This is a genomic window from Caulobacter sp. X (assembly GCF_002742635.1).
In the GTDB taxonomy this organism is placed as follows: Bacteria; Pseudomonadota; Alphaproteobacteria; order Caulobacterales; family Caulobacteraceae; genus Caulobacter.
On the sequence record NZ_PEGF01000001.1, the window covers coordinates 567167 to 580812 of the forward strand.

Below are 13646 nucleotides of genomic sequence, written 5' to 3' on the forward strand. Positions count from 1 at the left end.
CGCCAGACGAAAATCCCCACGGAAATCGCCGCCAGCGCTTTCCCCGTGCCCGGAATGCGCTAAAGGACGCCCATGCCCTTCCCGGCGCCGCGCGACGCGGCCGTCATCGATATCGGCTCCAACTCGGTGCGCCTCGTGGTGTACCGCCTGGAAGGCCGCGCCATCTGGACGGTCTTCAACGAGAAGGTCCTGGCGGGCCTGGGCCGGGACCTGGCCAAGACCGGCCGCCTGGCGCCCGACGGCGTGGCCCAGACCCTGCAAGCCCTGAAGCGCTTCCGCGCCGTGCTGGAGGCCGTGAACCCGGCCGAGGTGTTCGCCGTGGCGACCGCCGCCGCCCGCGACGCCGCCGACGGCCCCGACTTTATCCGGCGCGTGCGCGAGGAGACCGGCTTCACCGTCCGCGTCCTCTCGGGTGAAGAGGAGGCCCACTACGCCGCCGTCGGCGTGCTGGCCGGCGCGCCGGACGCCGAAGGCGTGGTCGGCGACCTGGGCGGGGCCAGCCTGGAGCTGGTGCGCCTGTCGGCCACCGGCGCCGGCCATGGCGTCACCCTGCCCCTGGGCCCCTTCAGTCTGGCCGGCCCCAATGGCGCCGGCTTCGACGCCGAGCGGGTGCGACGCCTTTCGCGCGAACGCATCGCCGCCGTCGCCGGCGACTTCCGCACCGACACCTTCCACGCCGTGGGCGGCGCCTGGCGCAACCTGGCTTTGCTGCACATGCGGCTGTCGGGCTACCCGCTGCACGTCGTCCACCAGTACGAGATCGGCGCCGCCGAGGCCCTGGAGGCCGCGCGCCTTGTCGCCCACCAGTCCAAGAACTCGCTGGAGCGCATCGAGGGCATGAGCAAGAAGCGCTCGGAGACCCTGCCCTACGCGGCCGTGGTGCTGGAGACGCTGATCGAGCAACTGGGCCTGAAGCGTATCGAGATCTCGGCCTATGGCGTGCGCGAAGGCCTGCTGTTCGAGGCCATGCCGCCGCGCGTGCGCAGCCTGGACCCGCTGATCGAGGGCTGCACCGCCCTGGGCGCCCGCCAAGGCGTGGCCGACGACCTGGGCGCGGCGCTGGACGCCTGGATCGCCCCGGCCTTCCGCGAGTTGCCCGCCTTGTTCGGCGAGCGCGACGGCGTGCTGGTCTCGGCCGCCTGCCGCCTGGCCGATGTCGGCGTGCGGCTGCACCCGGACCATCGCGCCGACCTCGTCTTCGAGCAGGTGCTGCGCGCGCCGATCGCCGGCCAGACCCACGCCGAGCGCTGCTTCCTGGCCGCCGCCGCCCACGCGCGCCACGCGACCAACTTCCATCCGCCCGAGCTGGCGACGCTGGAGCGGCTGCTCAGCCCCGCCCAGTTGAAACGCGCCCGGGCCCTGGGCGCCACGATCCGTCTGGCCTGCGACCTGTCGGGCCGCAGCCCCAGCCTGCTGGCGCACGCCCGCCTGAGCCTCGACAAGACCAACCTGATGCTGGCCGCCGACCCCGGCTTCGCCGACCTGCTGCTGGGCGAGCAGACCAATAAGCGCGCCAACACCGCCGCGCAGCACCTGGGCTTGAAACCCAAGATCGTCGCAGGTTGATCTCAGGTAGAGATCAACTGAACATCATGTTTAATTTGGTCTTTATTTCCTCAATACGAGGAACAAGACAACTTGTCGCACCTCTGATGGATGTTTCCAGCATGCTTTGTTAGGCATGCCCGTCCTAGCCTTCCTCAAAGACAAAGGGAGGTTCCCCGGATGCTGAAGCATCGCACCCACTACCTGGACGCCATCGCCCCGCAGCCCAGCGCGACGCCGCGCTTCGAGCCCCGCGCCCTCCCGCGTCCGGCCAACGACCAGGACACGCCCGTGGCCAGCGCCGCCCGCGTCCTGCAGGCCGACCTCGCCCGCGCCTTCGCGGCCAAGAACGGCTGGTCGGTGAGCCAGACCGTGGCCGCCGGGGTGATCTTCCACCTGGGCGTCTTCTGCGCTCTGGGCCTGGCGGCGGGCGCGGCCCTGGCGCAATTGGCCCGCGGCTAGAGCAATTTCCCGATAGGCGTGAAAGGGCTCTAGGAGGCTGGGCGGTCTCCGCCCACGCCGTCCCCGAACAGGGCGACATAGAGGTCGTGCGGTTTGACGGGCTTCTCGACCCAGCTCGTCATGCCCGCCTCGCGGCACGCGGCGATCTCCTCGGGCGAGGCCGCGCCGGTCACCGCGATGATCGGCGTCTGGCGATTGGCGCCGCCATCGCGCAGACGGCGAGACGCCTCCAGCCCGTCCATGCCGGGCATGCGAACATCCATCAGGATGGCGTCGAAGGTCAGCTCCTCGGCCGCCGAGAGCGCCGAGAGCGCATCCTCGGCGGTCTCCACCTCGGCGCCGAAAGCCTCCAGCATCCGCGTTAGGGTCCGTCGGTTGATGTCATGGTCGTCAACCACCAGCACTGAAAGCGCCCGCTTGGGCGCACCCAGGGCCGCGGCCGCGGCGGTGTCGACAGCCGGCGGGCGGGCGCCCTCCGGCGCCGGAAGGGTGAGTGTAAAGCAGGCCCCGCATTCTCCGCCATCGACAGCCTTCAGGTCGCCGCCCATCAGGCGGGCGAGGTCTCGACTGATCGCCAGGCCCAGCCCGGTGCCGCCAAAGGCGCGCGCCGTCTTCAGGCCGAGCTGCTCGTAGGGACTGAACAGACGCGCGATCTGGTCCTCGGTCAGCCCGGGACCCGTGTCGCACACCTCGATCGACACGAAGCGTCGGTCGTCTCGCATGAGGGTGGTCACCGTCACGGTCACCTCGCCCTCGGCGGTGAACTTGATCGCGTTGCTGATCAGGTTGTTGAGCACCTGACGCACCCGCATTGGATCGCCCCGCACCCATTGGGGCGCGGCCTGGACGCCCCGCAGGGTCAGTCGCAAGCCCTTGGCTCGCGCCGTGTTGCGCCAGAACCGGACGGTGTTGGAGATCAGGGCGCGCAGATCGTGGTCGACGACCTCGACCCCCATGCGGCCCGCCTCGATCTTGGAAAGGTCCAGCAGGTCGTTCAGCTGGGCGCGCATCATCAGGCCCGCATCCGCGATCAGCGCGGCCGCCGCCCGATCGGCCTCGCCGGCCCCCTCCAGCGACGCCGCGCCGTTGACGATGGCGTTGATCGGCGTGCGCAGCTCGTGACTGACCATGGCGATGAAGGCCGACTTGGCGGCCATCTGGGCTTCGGCGGCCTGGCGGGCGGCGCGCTCGGCCAGCAGCGTGCGGCGCGACCACAGGAACGTCAGCGAAACCGTCAGGTAGAAGAGCCCGACGCCCAGCACGAAATGCGGCAGATAGGGATCATGGCCCGCGCCGACGACGAGCGGCGTGATGATCAGATAGGCCAGATGCGGCGCGACGGCGCAAAGGAAGGCGATCAGACAGCCCTCGGCGCCCATCAAGGCTGTAAAGACCGATCCTGAAAGCAGCAGGATCGCGCCGGCGGAGGTCACGGGCGTCCCGGCCTGCCAGAACGGGATGGCCAACGCCCCGAAGACAACGCCCATCACGAAGTCGACGAACAGATTGAACCCAACCCGCCGCTCTGGCTGGCGCGCGTTCAGAAAGCCGCGGATCGCGTGGAGCTCGATCAGTTGCACGGGCCCGTAGACCAGGATCCACGGCGCCAGGAAGGGCATGCCATGCAGAGCGAAGCCGATCAGGCACAGGCAAATGGCGACGAAGATGCGGAGCGGGATTTGTCGGCGGCGCGAAATCGCGGCGGCGCGATAGTCGACCGCTAGACGCCCCCAAAACTCACGCAACTGAACCCCCACAGGCGCGCCTCGCCTCCGGCGCCCTTCATACCGTCAAACCTAGCCACAAGTCCGGTGGCGATTAGCGCAGGGGCTCGATTCGGGTACGTTAAGTAAACCTGCGCAGCCCTATGCTGGCAAAGAGCGCACGACTCGCCAGAAACGCGACGCCTAGCTCGCCTTGGGCGCGCGCCGAACCTCGACCACACGCACCTTGGCGCCGTCGAGAACCAGCGCCAGCTCGCCACGCTTGATCTTCAGGGCGTCGGTGCCGAAGGCGTCGCGACGCCAGCCGGCCAGGGCCGGGGTGGCGGCGTTGTCGTCGGCGGCGATCTTCTCCAGATCCGAAACCGTGGCGATCAGCTTGGAGGCGACGCCCGCCTCTTCCGCCCGCGCCTTCAGCAGGACCTTGAGCAGTTCGACGACGGCGCCGGCGTTCTGGGGCGGCGGCGGACCGGGCTTGTCGACGACTGGGGCGTAGCCCTCCGGATCGGCCAGGGCGGCCTTGATCGCGGCCAGGAGGTCCGGACCAAACTTGCTGCCGCCGAAGCCCTTGGGCACGCCGCGCAGGTTGTTCAGCGCCTCCAGGCTGGTCGGGGCCTGGGTGGCGAGCTCGTCGATGGCCTCATCCTTCAGGATGCGGCCACGCGGCTGATCGCGGTTCTGGGCGGTGCGCTCGCGCCAGGCGGCGACGGCCTTGAACACGGCCAGGTACTTGGCTTGCGTCTTGCGCGGACGCAGGCGCCGCCATGCCTTTTCCGGATCGACGTCATAGGCGGCCGGGTCCGAGATGGCCGTCATCTCCTCCTCGACCCAGGCCAGTCGACCCGAGGTCTCCAGGCGCTCGCGCAGGATCGGGAACAGCTTGGCCAGGTGCGTCACGTCGGCCAGGGCGTAGGTCAGCTGCGCCTCGGTCAGCGGCCGGCGCGCCCAGTCGGTGAAGCGGCTGGACTTGTCCAGCTCGATCCGCAGCATCTGGCGGACCAGGGCGTCATAGGCGATCTGCTCGCCAAAGCCCGCCGCCATGCCCGCCACCTGGGTGTCGAACAAAGGCTTGGGCATGGCCTTCAGGTTATTGAAGATCTCGACGTCCTGACGGGCGGCGTGGAAGACCTTGAGGATGCGCTCGTCGCGCATGACCGCGAGCAGCGGCTCCAGGTCGATATCGTCGGCCAGCGGGTCGATGACGGCTTCGTGCGTGGGCGACGCGACCTGGATCAGGCACAACTTGGGCCAGTAGGTCGTCTCGCGCATGAACTCGGTGTCCACCGCGATGAAAGGCTCGCCCGAAAGCGCATTACAAAACGCCGCCAGCTCGGCGGTGGTGGTGATCGGCTTCATCCGCTGCTAATAGCCTCGCGCACCCCCGAGTCTGCAAGCGTCAAGACGCATGAAGCTGGGCCGGGACGCAAAATTTCCGCGAGTTCGGAGGATGTTCCCGTCCTCCGAGAGACTAAAGAGCGAGCGCCAGAGCGACCATGAGCGATCAGCCCAACGGCCTTACCTATGCCCAGGCGGGCGTCGACATCGACGCGGGCAATGCGCTCGTCGACGCGATCAAGCCTCTGGCGAAGGCCACCCGCCGCCCTGGCGCGGAAGCCAGCCTGGGCGGTTTCGGCGCGCTGTTCGACCTGAAGGCCGCCGGCTACAGCGATCCGCTGCTGGTCACCACCACCGACGGCGTCGGCACCAAGCTGCGCATCGCCATCGACTCAGGGATGCACGCCACGGTCGGCATCGACCTGGTGGCCATGTGCGTCAACGATCTGCTGGCCCAGGGCGCCGAACCGCTGATGTTCCTGGACTACTTCGCCACCGGCAAGCTGGACATCGAGGTCGCCAAGAGCGTGGTCGCCGGCATCGCCGAGGGCTGCAAGCTTTCCGGCTCGGCCCTGGTGGGCGGCGAGACCGCCGAAATGCCGGGCATGTACAGCGACGGCGAATATGATCTGGCCGGCTTCTCGGTCGGCGCGGTCGAGCGCGACGGCGTCCTGCCCAAGCTGGACAAGCAGCGGGCCGGCGACATCATCATCGGCCTGGGCTCGTCGGGTCCGCACTCGAACGGCTATTCGCTGGTGCGCCGCGTGGTCGAGCGCTCGGGCCTGGCCTGGGACGCCCCCTGCCCCTTCGAGGACGGCAAGACCCTGGCCGAGGCCCTGATGGCCCCGACCCGCATCTATGTGAAGTCGCTGCTGCCGCTGCTGCAGTCGGGTCGGATCAAGGGCGGCGCCCACATCACCGGCGGCGGCCTGATCGAGAACCCGCCGCGCGCCATCGCCGAGGGCCTGGCCGCCGAGTTCGACTGGAACGCCTGGGCCATGCCGCCGGTGTTCGACTGGCTCGCTGAGGTCGGCGGAATCTCCGAACACGAGATGCGCCGCACGTTCAACTGCGGCGTGGGCTTCATCATCATCGTCGCCCAGGCCGACGCCGAGCCGGTGCTGGCGGCCCTGCTGAACGCCGGCGAGGACGCTTTCATCTGCGGCCAGCTGGTCAAGGCTTGATGCGCGAAAAGACCAAGGTCGCCGTGCTGATCTCGGGCCGGGGCTCCAACATGGAGGCCCTGGTCCGCGCCGCCCAGGCGCCGGGCTGCCCGTTCGAGATCGCGCTGGTCCTCGCCAACAAGCCCGACGCCAAGGGCCTCGAAATCGCGGCCGAGGCCGGCGTCGAAGCCCTGTGCGTCGACCAGAAGCCGTTCGGCAAGGACCGCGAGGCGCACGAGCGGGCGATCGACGCGGCCCTGCGCGAACGCGGGATCGAGGTCATCGCCCTCGCCGGCTACATGCGCATCCTCACGCCCTTCCTGGTCGACGCCTGGGAAGGCCGGATGCTGAACATTCACCCGTCCCTGCTGCCAAAGTATCCGGGGCTCGACACCCACGCCCGCGCCATCGCGGCGGGTGAGGTCGAGGCCGGCTGCACGGTGCACCTGGTCACGGCCGGCGTCGACGAAGGCCCGATCCTGGGCCAGGCCCGCGTGCCGATCCTGCCCGACGACGACGACCACAGCCTGGCCGAGCGCGTCCTTGAGCAGGAGCACAAGCTCTACGCCGAGACCCTGGCCGCTTTCGTCAGCAAGCGCAGCTAGACGACGTCCACGGGGACTTCGAAGTAGCGGCTGGATTGGTTGTCCCAGGCGTAGCCCGCGCTGCGGATCTGGTCGCGGTCATAGCTGGGCGAGCCCTTGAACCGATCCTTCGAGACGTCGGCGTTGAACGTCTTCTCCATCGGATCGTAGCGTACGATCGACCAGGGCACCGGATGATACTTGCCGGACCCGCCCAGCAGGCTGGCCGCCTCGACGACCAGGAACTCGATCCGCCCGGTGTCGAGATCGATGAATGTCTCGCGAATGTGGCCGAGCTTCGCGCCGCCCTCTCCGATCAGATCCTGGTCCAGGATGTCCTTGCTTCTGGTCAGCGGCATGGGTCCCTCGCGGCTACGGCTCATGGGCGAGCCCTTTCACCTGGAGATAGCGCCTACACGCGCGACAAGTTTCCTTTGCCTCGCCGCCCTGAAGCGAGATGTCGCATCCGGTAAAGGTTATCGGGTCAGAACTTCGTCACTTTGTTGCGGCATCGTCAGTCGCATGGACGCCTGGATCGCCGACCTCTTTCGAGTCGCCGCCGACAACGCCGGTTTCGCCGGCGCGGTCCTGTTTATCTTCACGCTGCTCGAAGCCCTGCTGGTCGTCGGTCTCTTGATCCCGATCCTGGGCGTCATGCTGGCCGCCGGGGCGCTGATCGCCCAGGGCGTGCTGCATCCGGTCGAGGCGATCCTATGGTGCAGCGCCGGCGCGGCCATGGGCGACGCGATCTCGTACCTGATGGGCCGAGGCCTGGGCGGCCGTCGCGCCACACGCTTGCTGTTCGCGGGCAAGCGCCGCCTGCTGGCTCGCGCCAAACTTCTGGCCCGCCGCCATGGCGTGCTGGCCATCGCCGCCGCCCGCTATCTGGGCCCCGCCCGTCCGTTCATCCCGATCCTGGCGGGCATGTCGCGCACGCGCGGCTGGAGCTTTCAGATCGCCAACGTGCTCTCCGCGCCGATCTGGGTGATCTCGCTGCTGGCGCCCGGCTATCTGGCGGCTCGCAATCTGGAGATGCTGCGCACCGACCCGGCCGTGGGCCTCGCCTTGGCGCTGGGAGTCGTCGCCTTGATCGCCGGCGCCTGGCTCGTGGCGCGCCGGATGAACCGCGTCCAGGCGGTCTAGGCTAGACCGACCGCCAGCGTCGCTCGGCCCACAAGGCGGCGGCGGTCACCACGGTCACCGCGACCCACAGAGCCGCCGCGCCGATCGTAACGTATGTCAGGGCGCCCAGAGCGCCGCCCGCCGCGAGACCTGTCCACAGCAGCACATAGCGCAACCAGTCCGACGGCTCGCCGCCCACCAGGGCGCCCGCGATCCGCTGGCCCGCCTTCACCAGGGCGCCGGTCATGTAGGTGAGGCCCACGGCGACATCGCCGTTCTTCTGGAACACCGCGTTCTCGGCCCCCATGGCCATGGCCACGGCGGTGATCCCGGCCGTGTCGTAACCGAGGCCCAGCAAGGTCGCGCCGGCCGCCAGCAGCAGCCCTTCGAGGATCAGCACCGGCGAGCGGCGGTTCTCGCCAAAGCCCCGGGCCGTCAGCGCGCCCAGCACGACGCCCGCCACGAACGAGGCCACCAGGGTCAACACCGTCGCCACCGCGGCCCAATGGCCAGTCGCCAGGCCCACGCCCAGTCGCGTGGAATTGCCGCTCATGAACGAGACGAAGAAGCCGCCCAGCTTCAGGAAGCCGATCGCGTCGACATAGCCGGCCACGCCCGACAGGGTGACCGCCAGCATGACCTCGCCGCGTCCATAGGACTTCATCGCCAAACCTCGAGACAAAAGAAAACGGCCGGATCGTCACCGATCCGGCCGCTCTCAGTCACGAGAAAAGTCTGGCTGAAATCAGCCGACGATTTCGTCTTCGGTGAAGAACTGCTCGATCTCGATCTTGGCGTTGTCCAGGCTGTCCGAGCCGTGGACCGAGTTTTCGCCGATCGACAGGGCGAACTGCTTGCGGATCGTGCCTTCGGCGGCGTTTTCCGGGTTCGTGGCGCCCATGACTTCGCGGTACTTGGCCACGGCGTTGTCGCCTTGCAGGACTTGGACGACGACCGGCTCGGCGGTCATCTGGGCGACGAGTTCGCCGTAGAACGGACGCTCGGCGTGGACTTCGTAGAACTTCTTGGCTTGGGCTTCGGTCAGCTTCACGCGACGCTGAGCGACGATGCGCAGGCCGGCGGCCTCGATCACCGCGTTGATGGCGCCGGTCAGGTTACGACGCGTGGCGTCCGGCTTGATGATCGAGAAGGTGCGTTCGGTCACGACAGTGATCTCACAGAAAAGTTGTGAATTGGGAGGTTGCGGGCTTATAGCCGTGCGCCCCGCCCTCGCCAACCCCACCGCGTAACCTTCACAAAAATGCTGCAGATCAACGACCTGACCTTCGACGCCTGGGGGCGGCGTTTCTTCGACAAGGCCACCGTCAGTCTGCCGCCCGGCGCCAAGGTTGGCCTGGTGGGCCGCAACGGCGTGGGCAAGTCCACCCTGTTCAAGCTGATCCTGGGCCATCTGCACGCCGGCGACGACGAGATCAGCCTGCCCAAGACCGCCCGCGTCGGCTCGGTCGACCAGGAGCACCCGGCCACGCCCGTCTCCCTGCTGGACACGGTGCTCGAGGCCGACGTCGAGCGTCACAGCCTGATGACCCAGCTGGAGACGGCCGATCCCGAGCACATGGGCGAGATCTGGGCCCGGCTGATCGAGATCGACTCCGACTCCGCCCCGGCCCGCGCCTCGGAAATCCTGGCGGGTCTGGGCTTCTCCCAGGAGGACCTCGCCCGGCCGATGAGCGAGTTCTCCGGCGGCTGGCGCATGCGCGTGGCCCTGGCCGCGGCCCTGTTCGCCGAGCCGGACATGCTGCTGCTGGACGAACCGACCAACTATCTCGACCTGGAAGGCGCGCTGTGGCTGGAGGCGCGGCTGCAGAAGTATCCGCACACCGCCCTGATCATCAGCCACGACCGCGAGCTGCTGAACAACAGCTGCACCCACATCCTGCATCTCGCGAACGCCAAGCTGGAGCTCTACACCGGCGGCTACGACGAGTTCGAGAAGCGCCGCGCCGAGAAGGCCCGGCTGCAGCTGTCGGCCAAGGCCAAGCAGGACGCCGAGCGCGCCCACCTGCAGGCCTTCGTCGATCGCTTCAAGGCCAAGGCCTCCAAGGCCGCCCAGGCTCAGTCGCGGATGAAGCGCCTGGCCAAGATGGAGCCGGTCTCGGTGACGATCGAGGAGCGCGTGGCCCCGTTCACCCTGCCCTCGCCCGAGAAACCCCTGCCCCCGCCGCTGATCCGGCTGGAGAAGGCGTTCGTCGGCTACGAGCCGGGCCGGCCGATCCTGAAGAACCTCGGCCTGCGGATGGACCTGGACGACCGCATCGGCCTGCTGGGCGTCAACGGCGCTGGCAAGTCGACCTTCGCCAAGCTGGTGGCCGGCGCGCTGGGCGTGCAGAGCGGCGAATTCCACCGCGACAAGAAGATGAAGGTCGGCTGGTTCCACCAGCACCAGATCGAGGCGATGGATCCCAACGACACCGCGCTGGAGATCATCCGCCGCGCCATGCCCGAAGCCTCTGAAGCCTCGCGCCGCTCGCGCCTGGCGCAATTCGGCCTGCCGTTCGAGAAGCAGGAGACCAAGGTCGAGTCGCTGTCCGGCGGCGAGCGCGCCCGCCTGCTGCTGAACCTGGTGGCGATGGACGCCCCGCACCTCTTGATCCTGGACGAGCCCACCAACCACCTCGACATCGACAGCCGCCGGGCGCTGCTGGACGCGCTGAACGACTATATGGGCGCGGTGATCCTGATCACCCACGACCGCTCGCTGATGGAGCTGGTCGCCGACCGGCTGTGGCTGGCCGCCGATGGCGCGATCAAGCCGTTCGACGGCGACATGGACGACTACGCCAAGTTCGTCCTGGAGCGCGCCAAGCAGGCCGTTAAGCCTACCCAGGTGGCGCGCGAGGCCGCCAAGGCGGCTGCTCCGTCAGCGCCGCAACCCAAGAAGGCCGCGATCGAGCCCTTGCGTCGCAAGGTCGACGCCGCCGAGCAGGTCATGAACCGCTGCACGCGCAACCTGGCCGAGCTGGACGCTCAGCTGGCCGATCCGGATCTCTATGTGAAGAGCCCGGGCAAGGTGGCCGAGCTGACCAAGCGCCGCGAGAACGCCAAATCCAAGCTGGACGAGGCCGAGGAAGCCTGGATGGCGCTGGCCGAAGAGCTGGCCGAAGCCGAGGCTTGACATCAGGCAAATCAGTCTCTCGTTTTTCGAGAGGGTAAACGGCCCTAAACCATGAAGTTTAGTGGTTAAGAGACATCTCGCGTTCATGGTGTGCGACATGACATCGCACCCCGCCCGCAACAACATCGTCGCCAACCCCGAGGGTCTTTCGGCCCAGGTGGTGCTGGAATCGTTCGGCCAATGGGTCAACGACCGGATCGGCGAAGCCATGCGGATCGAGATGGACCTGGCCTTCCGGGACCGTCCGTTCGACATCGAGATCGGCCGCTCGCCGGCCCTCGTCGGCTGGGAGCACAAGTTCATTCCGCCGGGTTCGCCCGCGCCGAAGGGCAAGATGTGGACCGTCTACCGCCTGCACGACCAGGAAGGCCGTCCGGCCCACCTGCCGCGCTCGGGCGACCTGGTCGAGGATCTGACGCCGCTGCTGGGCGAGCTGGGTTATCTTGGCGTGTTCGAAGACGGCGTGGCGATGTTCCCGGGCGTCGGCAAGCGCTAAGCGGATCGGCCTTCAAAGCCGAAAACGATCGATTTCGAGCGCCGCGGCGATGTCATCCCGCGAGGAAGCGCGCCCGGCGCCGCGACGCGGAATCTCCACAACAGCCTTCCAGGTCAGATAACGCGGCTCGACTTTGACACCAGTCAAAGTCGGATTTGCTGCACCGCGAGAACCTTACCCTGAGCCGGGACCAAGTCCGCGGCCCGCGCCAAGCACAGGGAAGGTCCTGATGACCTACGCGACCACCAACCCCTATACCGGTGAAATCCTGAAGACCTTTCCAGACGCGACCGACGCCGAAGTGGCGCGGGCGATCGAGGCCGCGGATTCCACCTTCCAGACCTGGAAAGACACAAGCTTCGCCAAGCGCGCGAGCGTGATGCGCGCGGCGGCCGCCATCCTGCGCCGCGACAGCGACGCCTACGCCCGGATCGTCACGCTCGAAATGGGCAAGCTGCTGGCCGAGGCTAAGGCGGAGGTCGAGCTCTCGGCCGAGATCTTCGAATACTACGCCGACAACGCCGAACAGCTGCTCGCGCCGCAAAAGCTGCCCGTCAAGACGCCGGCCGAGGGCGAAGCCGTCTTGGTCCATGAGCCGCTCGGCGTGCTGCTGGCGATCGAGCCTTGGAACTTTCCCTACTATCAGATCGCCCGGATCATCGCGCCGCAGCTGTCGGCGGGGAACACGGTTCTGCTCAAGCACGCCTCGAACGTGCCCCAGAGCGCGGCGGCCTTCGAGGTTCTCATGCGGGAGGCGGGCCTTCCCGAAGGGGCGTTCCAGAACCTCTACGCGACGCGCGGCCAGGTCGAGATGATCCTCAATGACCCGCGCGTTCATGGCGTGGCCCTGACCGGCTCGGAAGACGCCGGCGCGATCGTGGCGGCCCAGGCCGGCAAGGCGCTGAAGAAGTCGACGATGGAGCTTGGCGGAGCCGACGCCTTCGTGGTCCTGGCCGACGCCGACCTGGAAAAGACCATTCGCTGGGCCGTCTTCGGCCGACACTGGAACGGCGGCCAGGTGTGCGTCTCGTCCAAGCGCATGATCATCGTCGACGAGGTCTATGATCGGTTCCTGGAAGGCTACGCCGCCGGCGTGGCGAAGCTGCGCGCGGGCGACCCGTTCGATCCCGAAACCACCCTGGCGCCGCTGTCCTCCCAACACGCGGCGGACGACCTGAAGGACAAGATCAAGCAGGCCGTCGACTTCGGGGCGACGGCGACGGAGGTAGGGCCCCAGACGCCCAACACGGGCGCCTTTGTCCAGCCGACCATCCTGACCGACATCGCCGAGGATAATCCGGCGCGCTACTGGGAGTTCTTTGGACCCGTCTCGATGCTGTTCCGGGCCAAGGACGAGGACGACGCGGTGCGGATCGCCAACGACTCGCCCTTTGGGTTGGGCGGCTCTGTCTTCACCGCCGACCTCGAGCGTGGCGCGCGGGTGGCCAGACGGATCTCGACGGGCATGGTGTTCGTCAACCATCCGACCATGGTCAAGGCCGACCTGCCTTTCGGCGGCGTCCGACGGTCAGGCTACGGGCGCGAGCTTCTGGGTCTCGGGATCAAGGAGTTCGTCAATCACAAGCTGATTAACGTCGTCGACATCGACGCCGAATTTTAGCCGGACGCGCTATCGTTCGACCTCACCGCCCCGGCTTCAACGACCGGATATAGGCGGTGACGTCGGCGATATCGGCCTTGCTCATCGCCTTGGCCGGCATCGAGTAGTGGCCGACCTGGGTGATGGCTTCCAGCTCCCAGTCGAGGCGACTGTCGGCGTAACGCTTGGCGATGTCCTGGAAGGTCGGGGCGCCGGCCTTGGGACTGACGGAGTCGCCCCGCACCGTATGGCAACCCGCGCACTCCCGCCGCGCGAAGTCGCCGCCGCGGCCCGGCGATCCGGCGACGGTGTCCGCTTCGACCTTATGGTGATCAGAAGGCGATGACTGAGCCCAAGCTCCGCCCGACAGAGCGGCGGTCGCCAGCACCAGGGCCCCCATTAGCGTCGCATGTCGCATGACCAACCAGCCTCCCTCTCTGGGCGGATCTTGCGCGCGGGAGACGCGCGCGCCAAGTCAGGGG

General features: G+C 67.9%; 14 protein-coding genes and 1 pseudogene. 9 read left to right on the plus strand and 6 right to left on the minus strand.

What is annotated here, in order from left to right; translation table 11 throughout:
* Positions 1 to 72 precede the first annotated feature (72 nt).
* Together CSW60_RS02505 and CSW60_RS02510 are read left to right on the plus strand one after the other, a co-directional pair.
* A complete protein-coding gene (locus CSW60_RS02505; RefSeq protein WP_099535756.1) occupies positions 73 to 1566 on the plus strand; it encodes a Ppx/GppA phosphatase family protein in 1494 nt (497 codons plus the stop codon).
* Between the two features lie 159 nt (positions 1567 to 1725).
* Entirely contained in the window at positions 1726 to 2007 is a 282-nt protein-coding gene (locus CSW60_RS02510; RefSeq protein ID WP_099535757.1) for a hypothetical protein, read from the plus strand.
* A gap of 29 nt (positions 2008 to 2036) precedes the next feature.
* Here the strand turns inward: CSW60_RS02510 and CSW60_RS02515 are convergent, their stop codons facing one another.
* Positions 2037 to 3764 carry a response regulator gene (locus CSW60_RS02515; protein ID WP_099535758.1) on the minus strand — a complete coding sequence of 576 codons (1728 nt, stop codon included), beginning with the start codon at positions 3762 to 3764 and terminating at the stop codon, positions 2037 to 2039.
* 150 nt (positions 3765 to 3914) lie between these two features.
* On the minus strand, positions 3915 to 5084 hold the full coding sequence (rnd, locus tag CSW60_RS02520) for a ribonuclease D (RefSeq protein WP_099535759.1): 1170 nt from the start codon (positions 5082 to 5084) through the stop codon (positions 3915 to 3917).
* Between the two features lie 137 nt (positions 5085 to 5221).
* On the opposite strand from rnd, the gene purM reads away from it, so the two are divergent.
* Both purM and purN read left to right on the plus strand, forming a co-directional pair.
* Positions 5222 to 6247 carry a phosphoribosylformylglycinamidine cyclo-ligase gene (gene purM, locus CSW60_RS02525; protein WP_099535760.1) on the plus strand — a complete coding sequence of 342 codons (1026 nt, stop codon included), beginning with the start codon at positions 5222 to 5224 and terminating at the stop codon, positions 6245 to 6247.
* A complete protein-coding gene (gene purN, locus CSW60_RS02530) occupies positions 6247 to 6831 on the plus strand; it encodes a phosphoribosylglycinamide formyltransferase (RefSeq protein ID WP_099535761.1) in 585 nt (194 codons plus the stop codon). Before purM ends, purN begins: the two co-directional genes overlap by 1 nt.
* Here purN and CSW60_RS02535 read toward each other — a convergent pair.
* Positions 6828 to 7169 carry a PRC-barrel domain-containing protein gene (locus tag CSW60_RS02535; protein ID WP_161495617.1) on the minus strand — a complete coding sequence of 114 codons (342 nt, stop codon included), beginning with the start codon at positions 7167 to 7169 and terminating at the stop codon, positions 6828 to 6830. The genes purN and CSW60_RS02535 overlap by 4 nt on opposite strands.
* 163 nt (positions 7170 to 7332) lie before the next feature.
* Here CSW60_RS02535 and CSW60_RS02540 point away from each other — a divergent pair, with 163 nt between their 5' ends.
* Entirely contained in the window at positions 7333 to 7953 is a 621-nt protein-coding gene (locus CSW60_RS02540; RefSeq protein ID WP_099535763.1) for a DedA family protein, read from the plus strand.
* A 1-nt stretch (position 7954) separates the two neighbouring features.
* Here CSW60_RS02540 and CSW60_RS02545 read toward each other — a convergent pair whose 3' ends face one another.
* The gene (locus CSW60_RS02545; protein WP_236634253.1) at positions 7955 to 8545 is read right to left on the minus strand and encodes a YoaK family protein; all 591 of its coding nucleotides are present in this window, start codon (positions 8543 to 8545) and stop codon (positions 7955 to 7957) included.
* On the opposite strand from CSW60_RS02545, the pseudogene CSW60_RS23805 reads away from it, so the two are divergent.
* Positions 8438 to 8668: pseudogene (locus CSW60_RS23805) on the plus strand (hypothetical protein); the annotation flags it as partial. The gene CSW60_RS02545 and the pseudogene CSW60_RS23805 sit on opposite strands and share 108 nt — an antisense overlap.
* Before the next feature lie 9 nt (positions 8669 to 8677).
* Here CSW60_RS23805 and ndk read toward each other — a convergent pair.
* Complete coding sequence (gene ndk / locus CSW60_RS02550; protein WP_099535765.1) at positions 8678 to 9097, minus strand: nucleoside-diphosphate kinase; 420 nt, start codon at positions 9095 to 9097, stop codon at positions 8678 to 8680.
* 96 nt (positions 9098 to 9193) lie between these two features.
* Between ndk and CSW60_RS02555 the strand changes: the two genes are divergently transcribed.
* The 3 genes from CSW60_RS02555 to CSW60_RS02565 all read left to right on the plus strand — a co-directional run bounded on the left by CSW60_RS02555 (position 9194) and on the right by CSW60_RS02565 (position 13185).
* Positions 9194 to 11068, plus strand: coding sequence for an ABC-F family ATP-binding cassette domain-containing protein (locus tag CSW60_RS02555; protein WP_099535766.1), 1875 nt, complete (start codon positions 9194 to 9196; stop codon positions 11066 to 11068).
* Positions 11069 to 11165: 97 nt separating this feature from the next.
* Positions 11166 to 11564 (plus strand): hypothetical protein, encoded by a 399-nt coding sequence (locus CSW60_RS02560; protein ID WP_099537529.1) that lies wholly within the window; start codon positions 11166 to 11168, stop codon positions 11562 to 11564.
* A gap of 229 nt (positions 11565 to 11793) precedes the next feature.
* The gene (locus CSW60_RS02565) at positions 11794 to 13185 is read left to right on the plus strand and encodes an NAD-dependent succinate-semialdehyde dehydrogenase (RefSeq protein ID WP_099535767.1); all 1392 of its coding nucleotides are present in this window, start codon (positions 11794 to 11796) and stop codon (positions 13183 to 13185) included.
* 22 nt (positions 13186 to 13207) lie between these two features.
* On the opposite strand, the gene CSW60_RS02570 is transcribed toward CSW60_RS02565, so the two are convergent.
* Positions 13208 to 13582 (minus strand): c-type cytochrome, encoded by a 375-nt coding sequence (locus CSW60_RS02570; protein WP_099535768.1) that lies wholly within the window; start codon positions 13580 to 13582, stop codon positions 13208 to 13210.
* Positions 13583 to 13646 lie beyond the last annotated feature (64 nt).

Bases quoted from the DNA above. Each gene is read 5' to 3' on its own strand.
- CSW60_RS02510 (WP_099535757.1), top strand. From the start codon at position 1,726: ATGCTGAAGCATCGCACCCACTACCTGGACGCCATCGCCCCGCAGCCC.
- CSW60_RS02505 (WP_099535756.1), top strand. From the start codon at position 73: ATGCCCTTCCCGGCGCCGCGCGACGCGGCCGTCATCGATATCGGCTCC.
- purM (WP_099535760.1), top strand. From the start codon at position 5,222: ATGAGCGATCAGCCCAACGGCCTTACCTATGCCCAGGCGGGCGTCGAC.
- CSW60_RS02570 (WP_099535768.1), bottom strand. From the start codon at position 13,582: ATGCGACATGCGACGCTAATGGGGGCCCTGGTGCTGGCGACCGCCGCT.
- CSW60_RS02535 (WP_161495617.1), bottom strand. From the start codon at position 7,169: ATGCCGCTGACCAGAAGCAAGGACATCCTGGACCAGGATCTGATCGGA.
- CSW60_RS02565 (WP_099535767.1), top strand. From the start codon at position 11,794: ATGACCTACGCGACCACCAACCCCTATACCGGTGAAATCCTGAAGACC.
- CSW60_RS02560 (WP_099537529.1), top strand. From the start codon at position 11,166: ATGACATCGCACCCCGCCCGCAACAACATCGTCGCCAACCCCGAGGGT.
- CSW60_RS02555 (WP_099535766.1), top strand. From the start codon at position 9,194: ATGCTGCAGATCAACGACCTGACCTTCGACGCCTGGGGGCGGCGTTTC.
- CSW60_RS02540 (WP_099535763.1), top strand. From the start codon at position 7,333: ATGGACGCCTGGATCGCCGACCTCTTTCGAGTCGCCGCCGACAACGCC.
- purN (WP_099535761.1), top strand. From the start codon at position 6,247: ATGCGCGAAAAGACCAAGGTCGCCGTGCTGATCTCGGGCCGGGGCTCC.
- rnd (WP_099535759.1), bottom strand. From the start codon at position 5,084: ATGAAGCCGATCACCACCACCGCCGAGCTGGCGGCGTTTTGTAATGCG.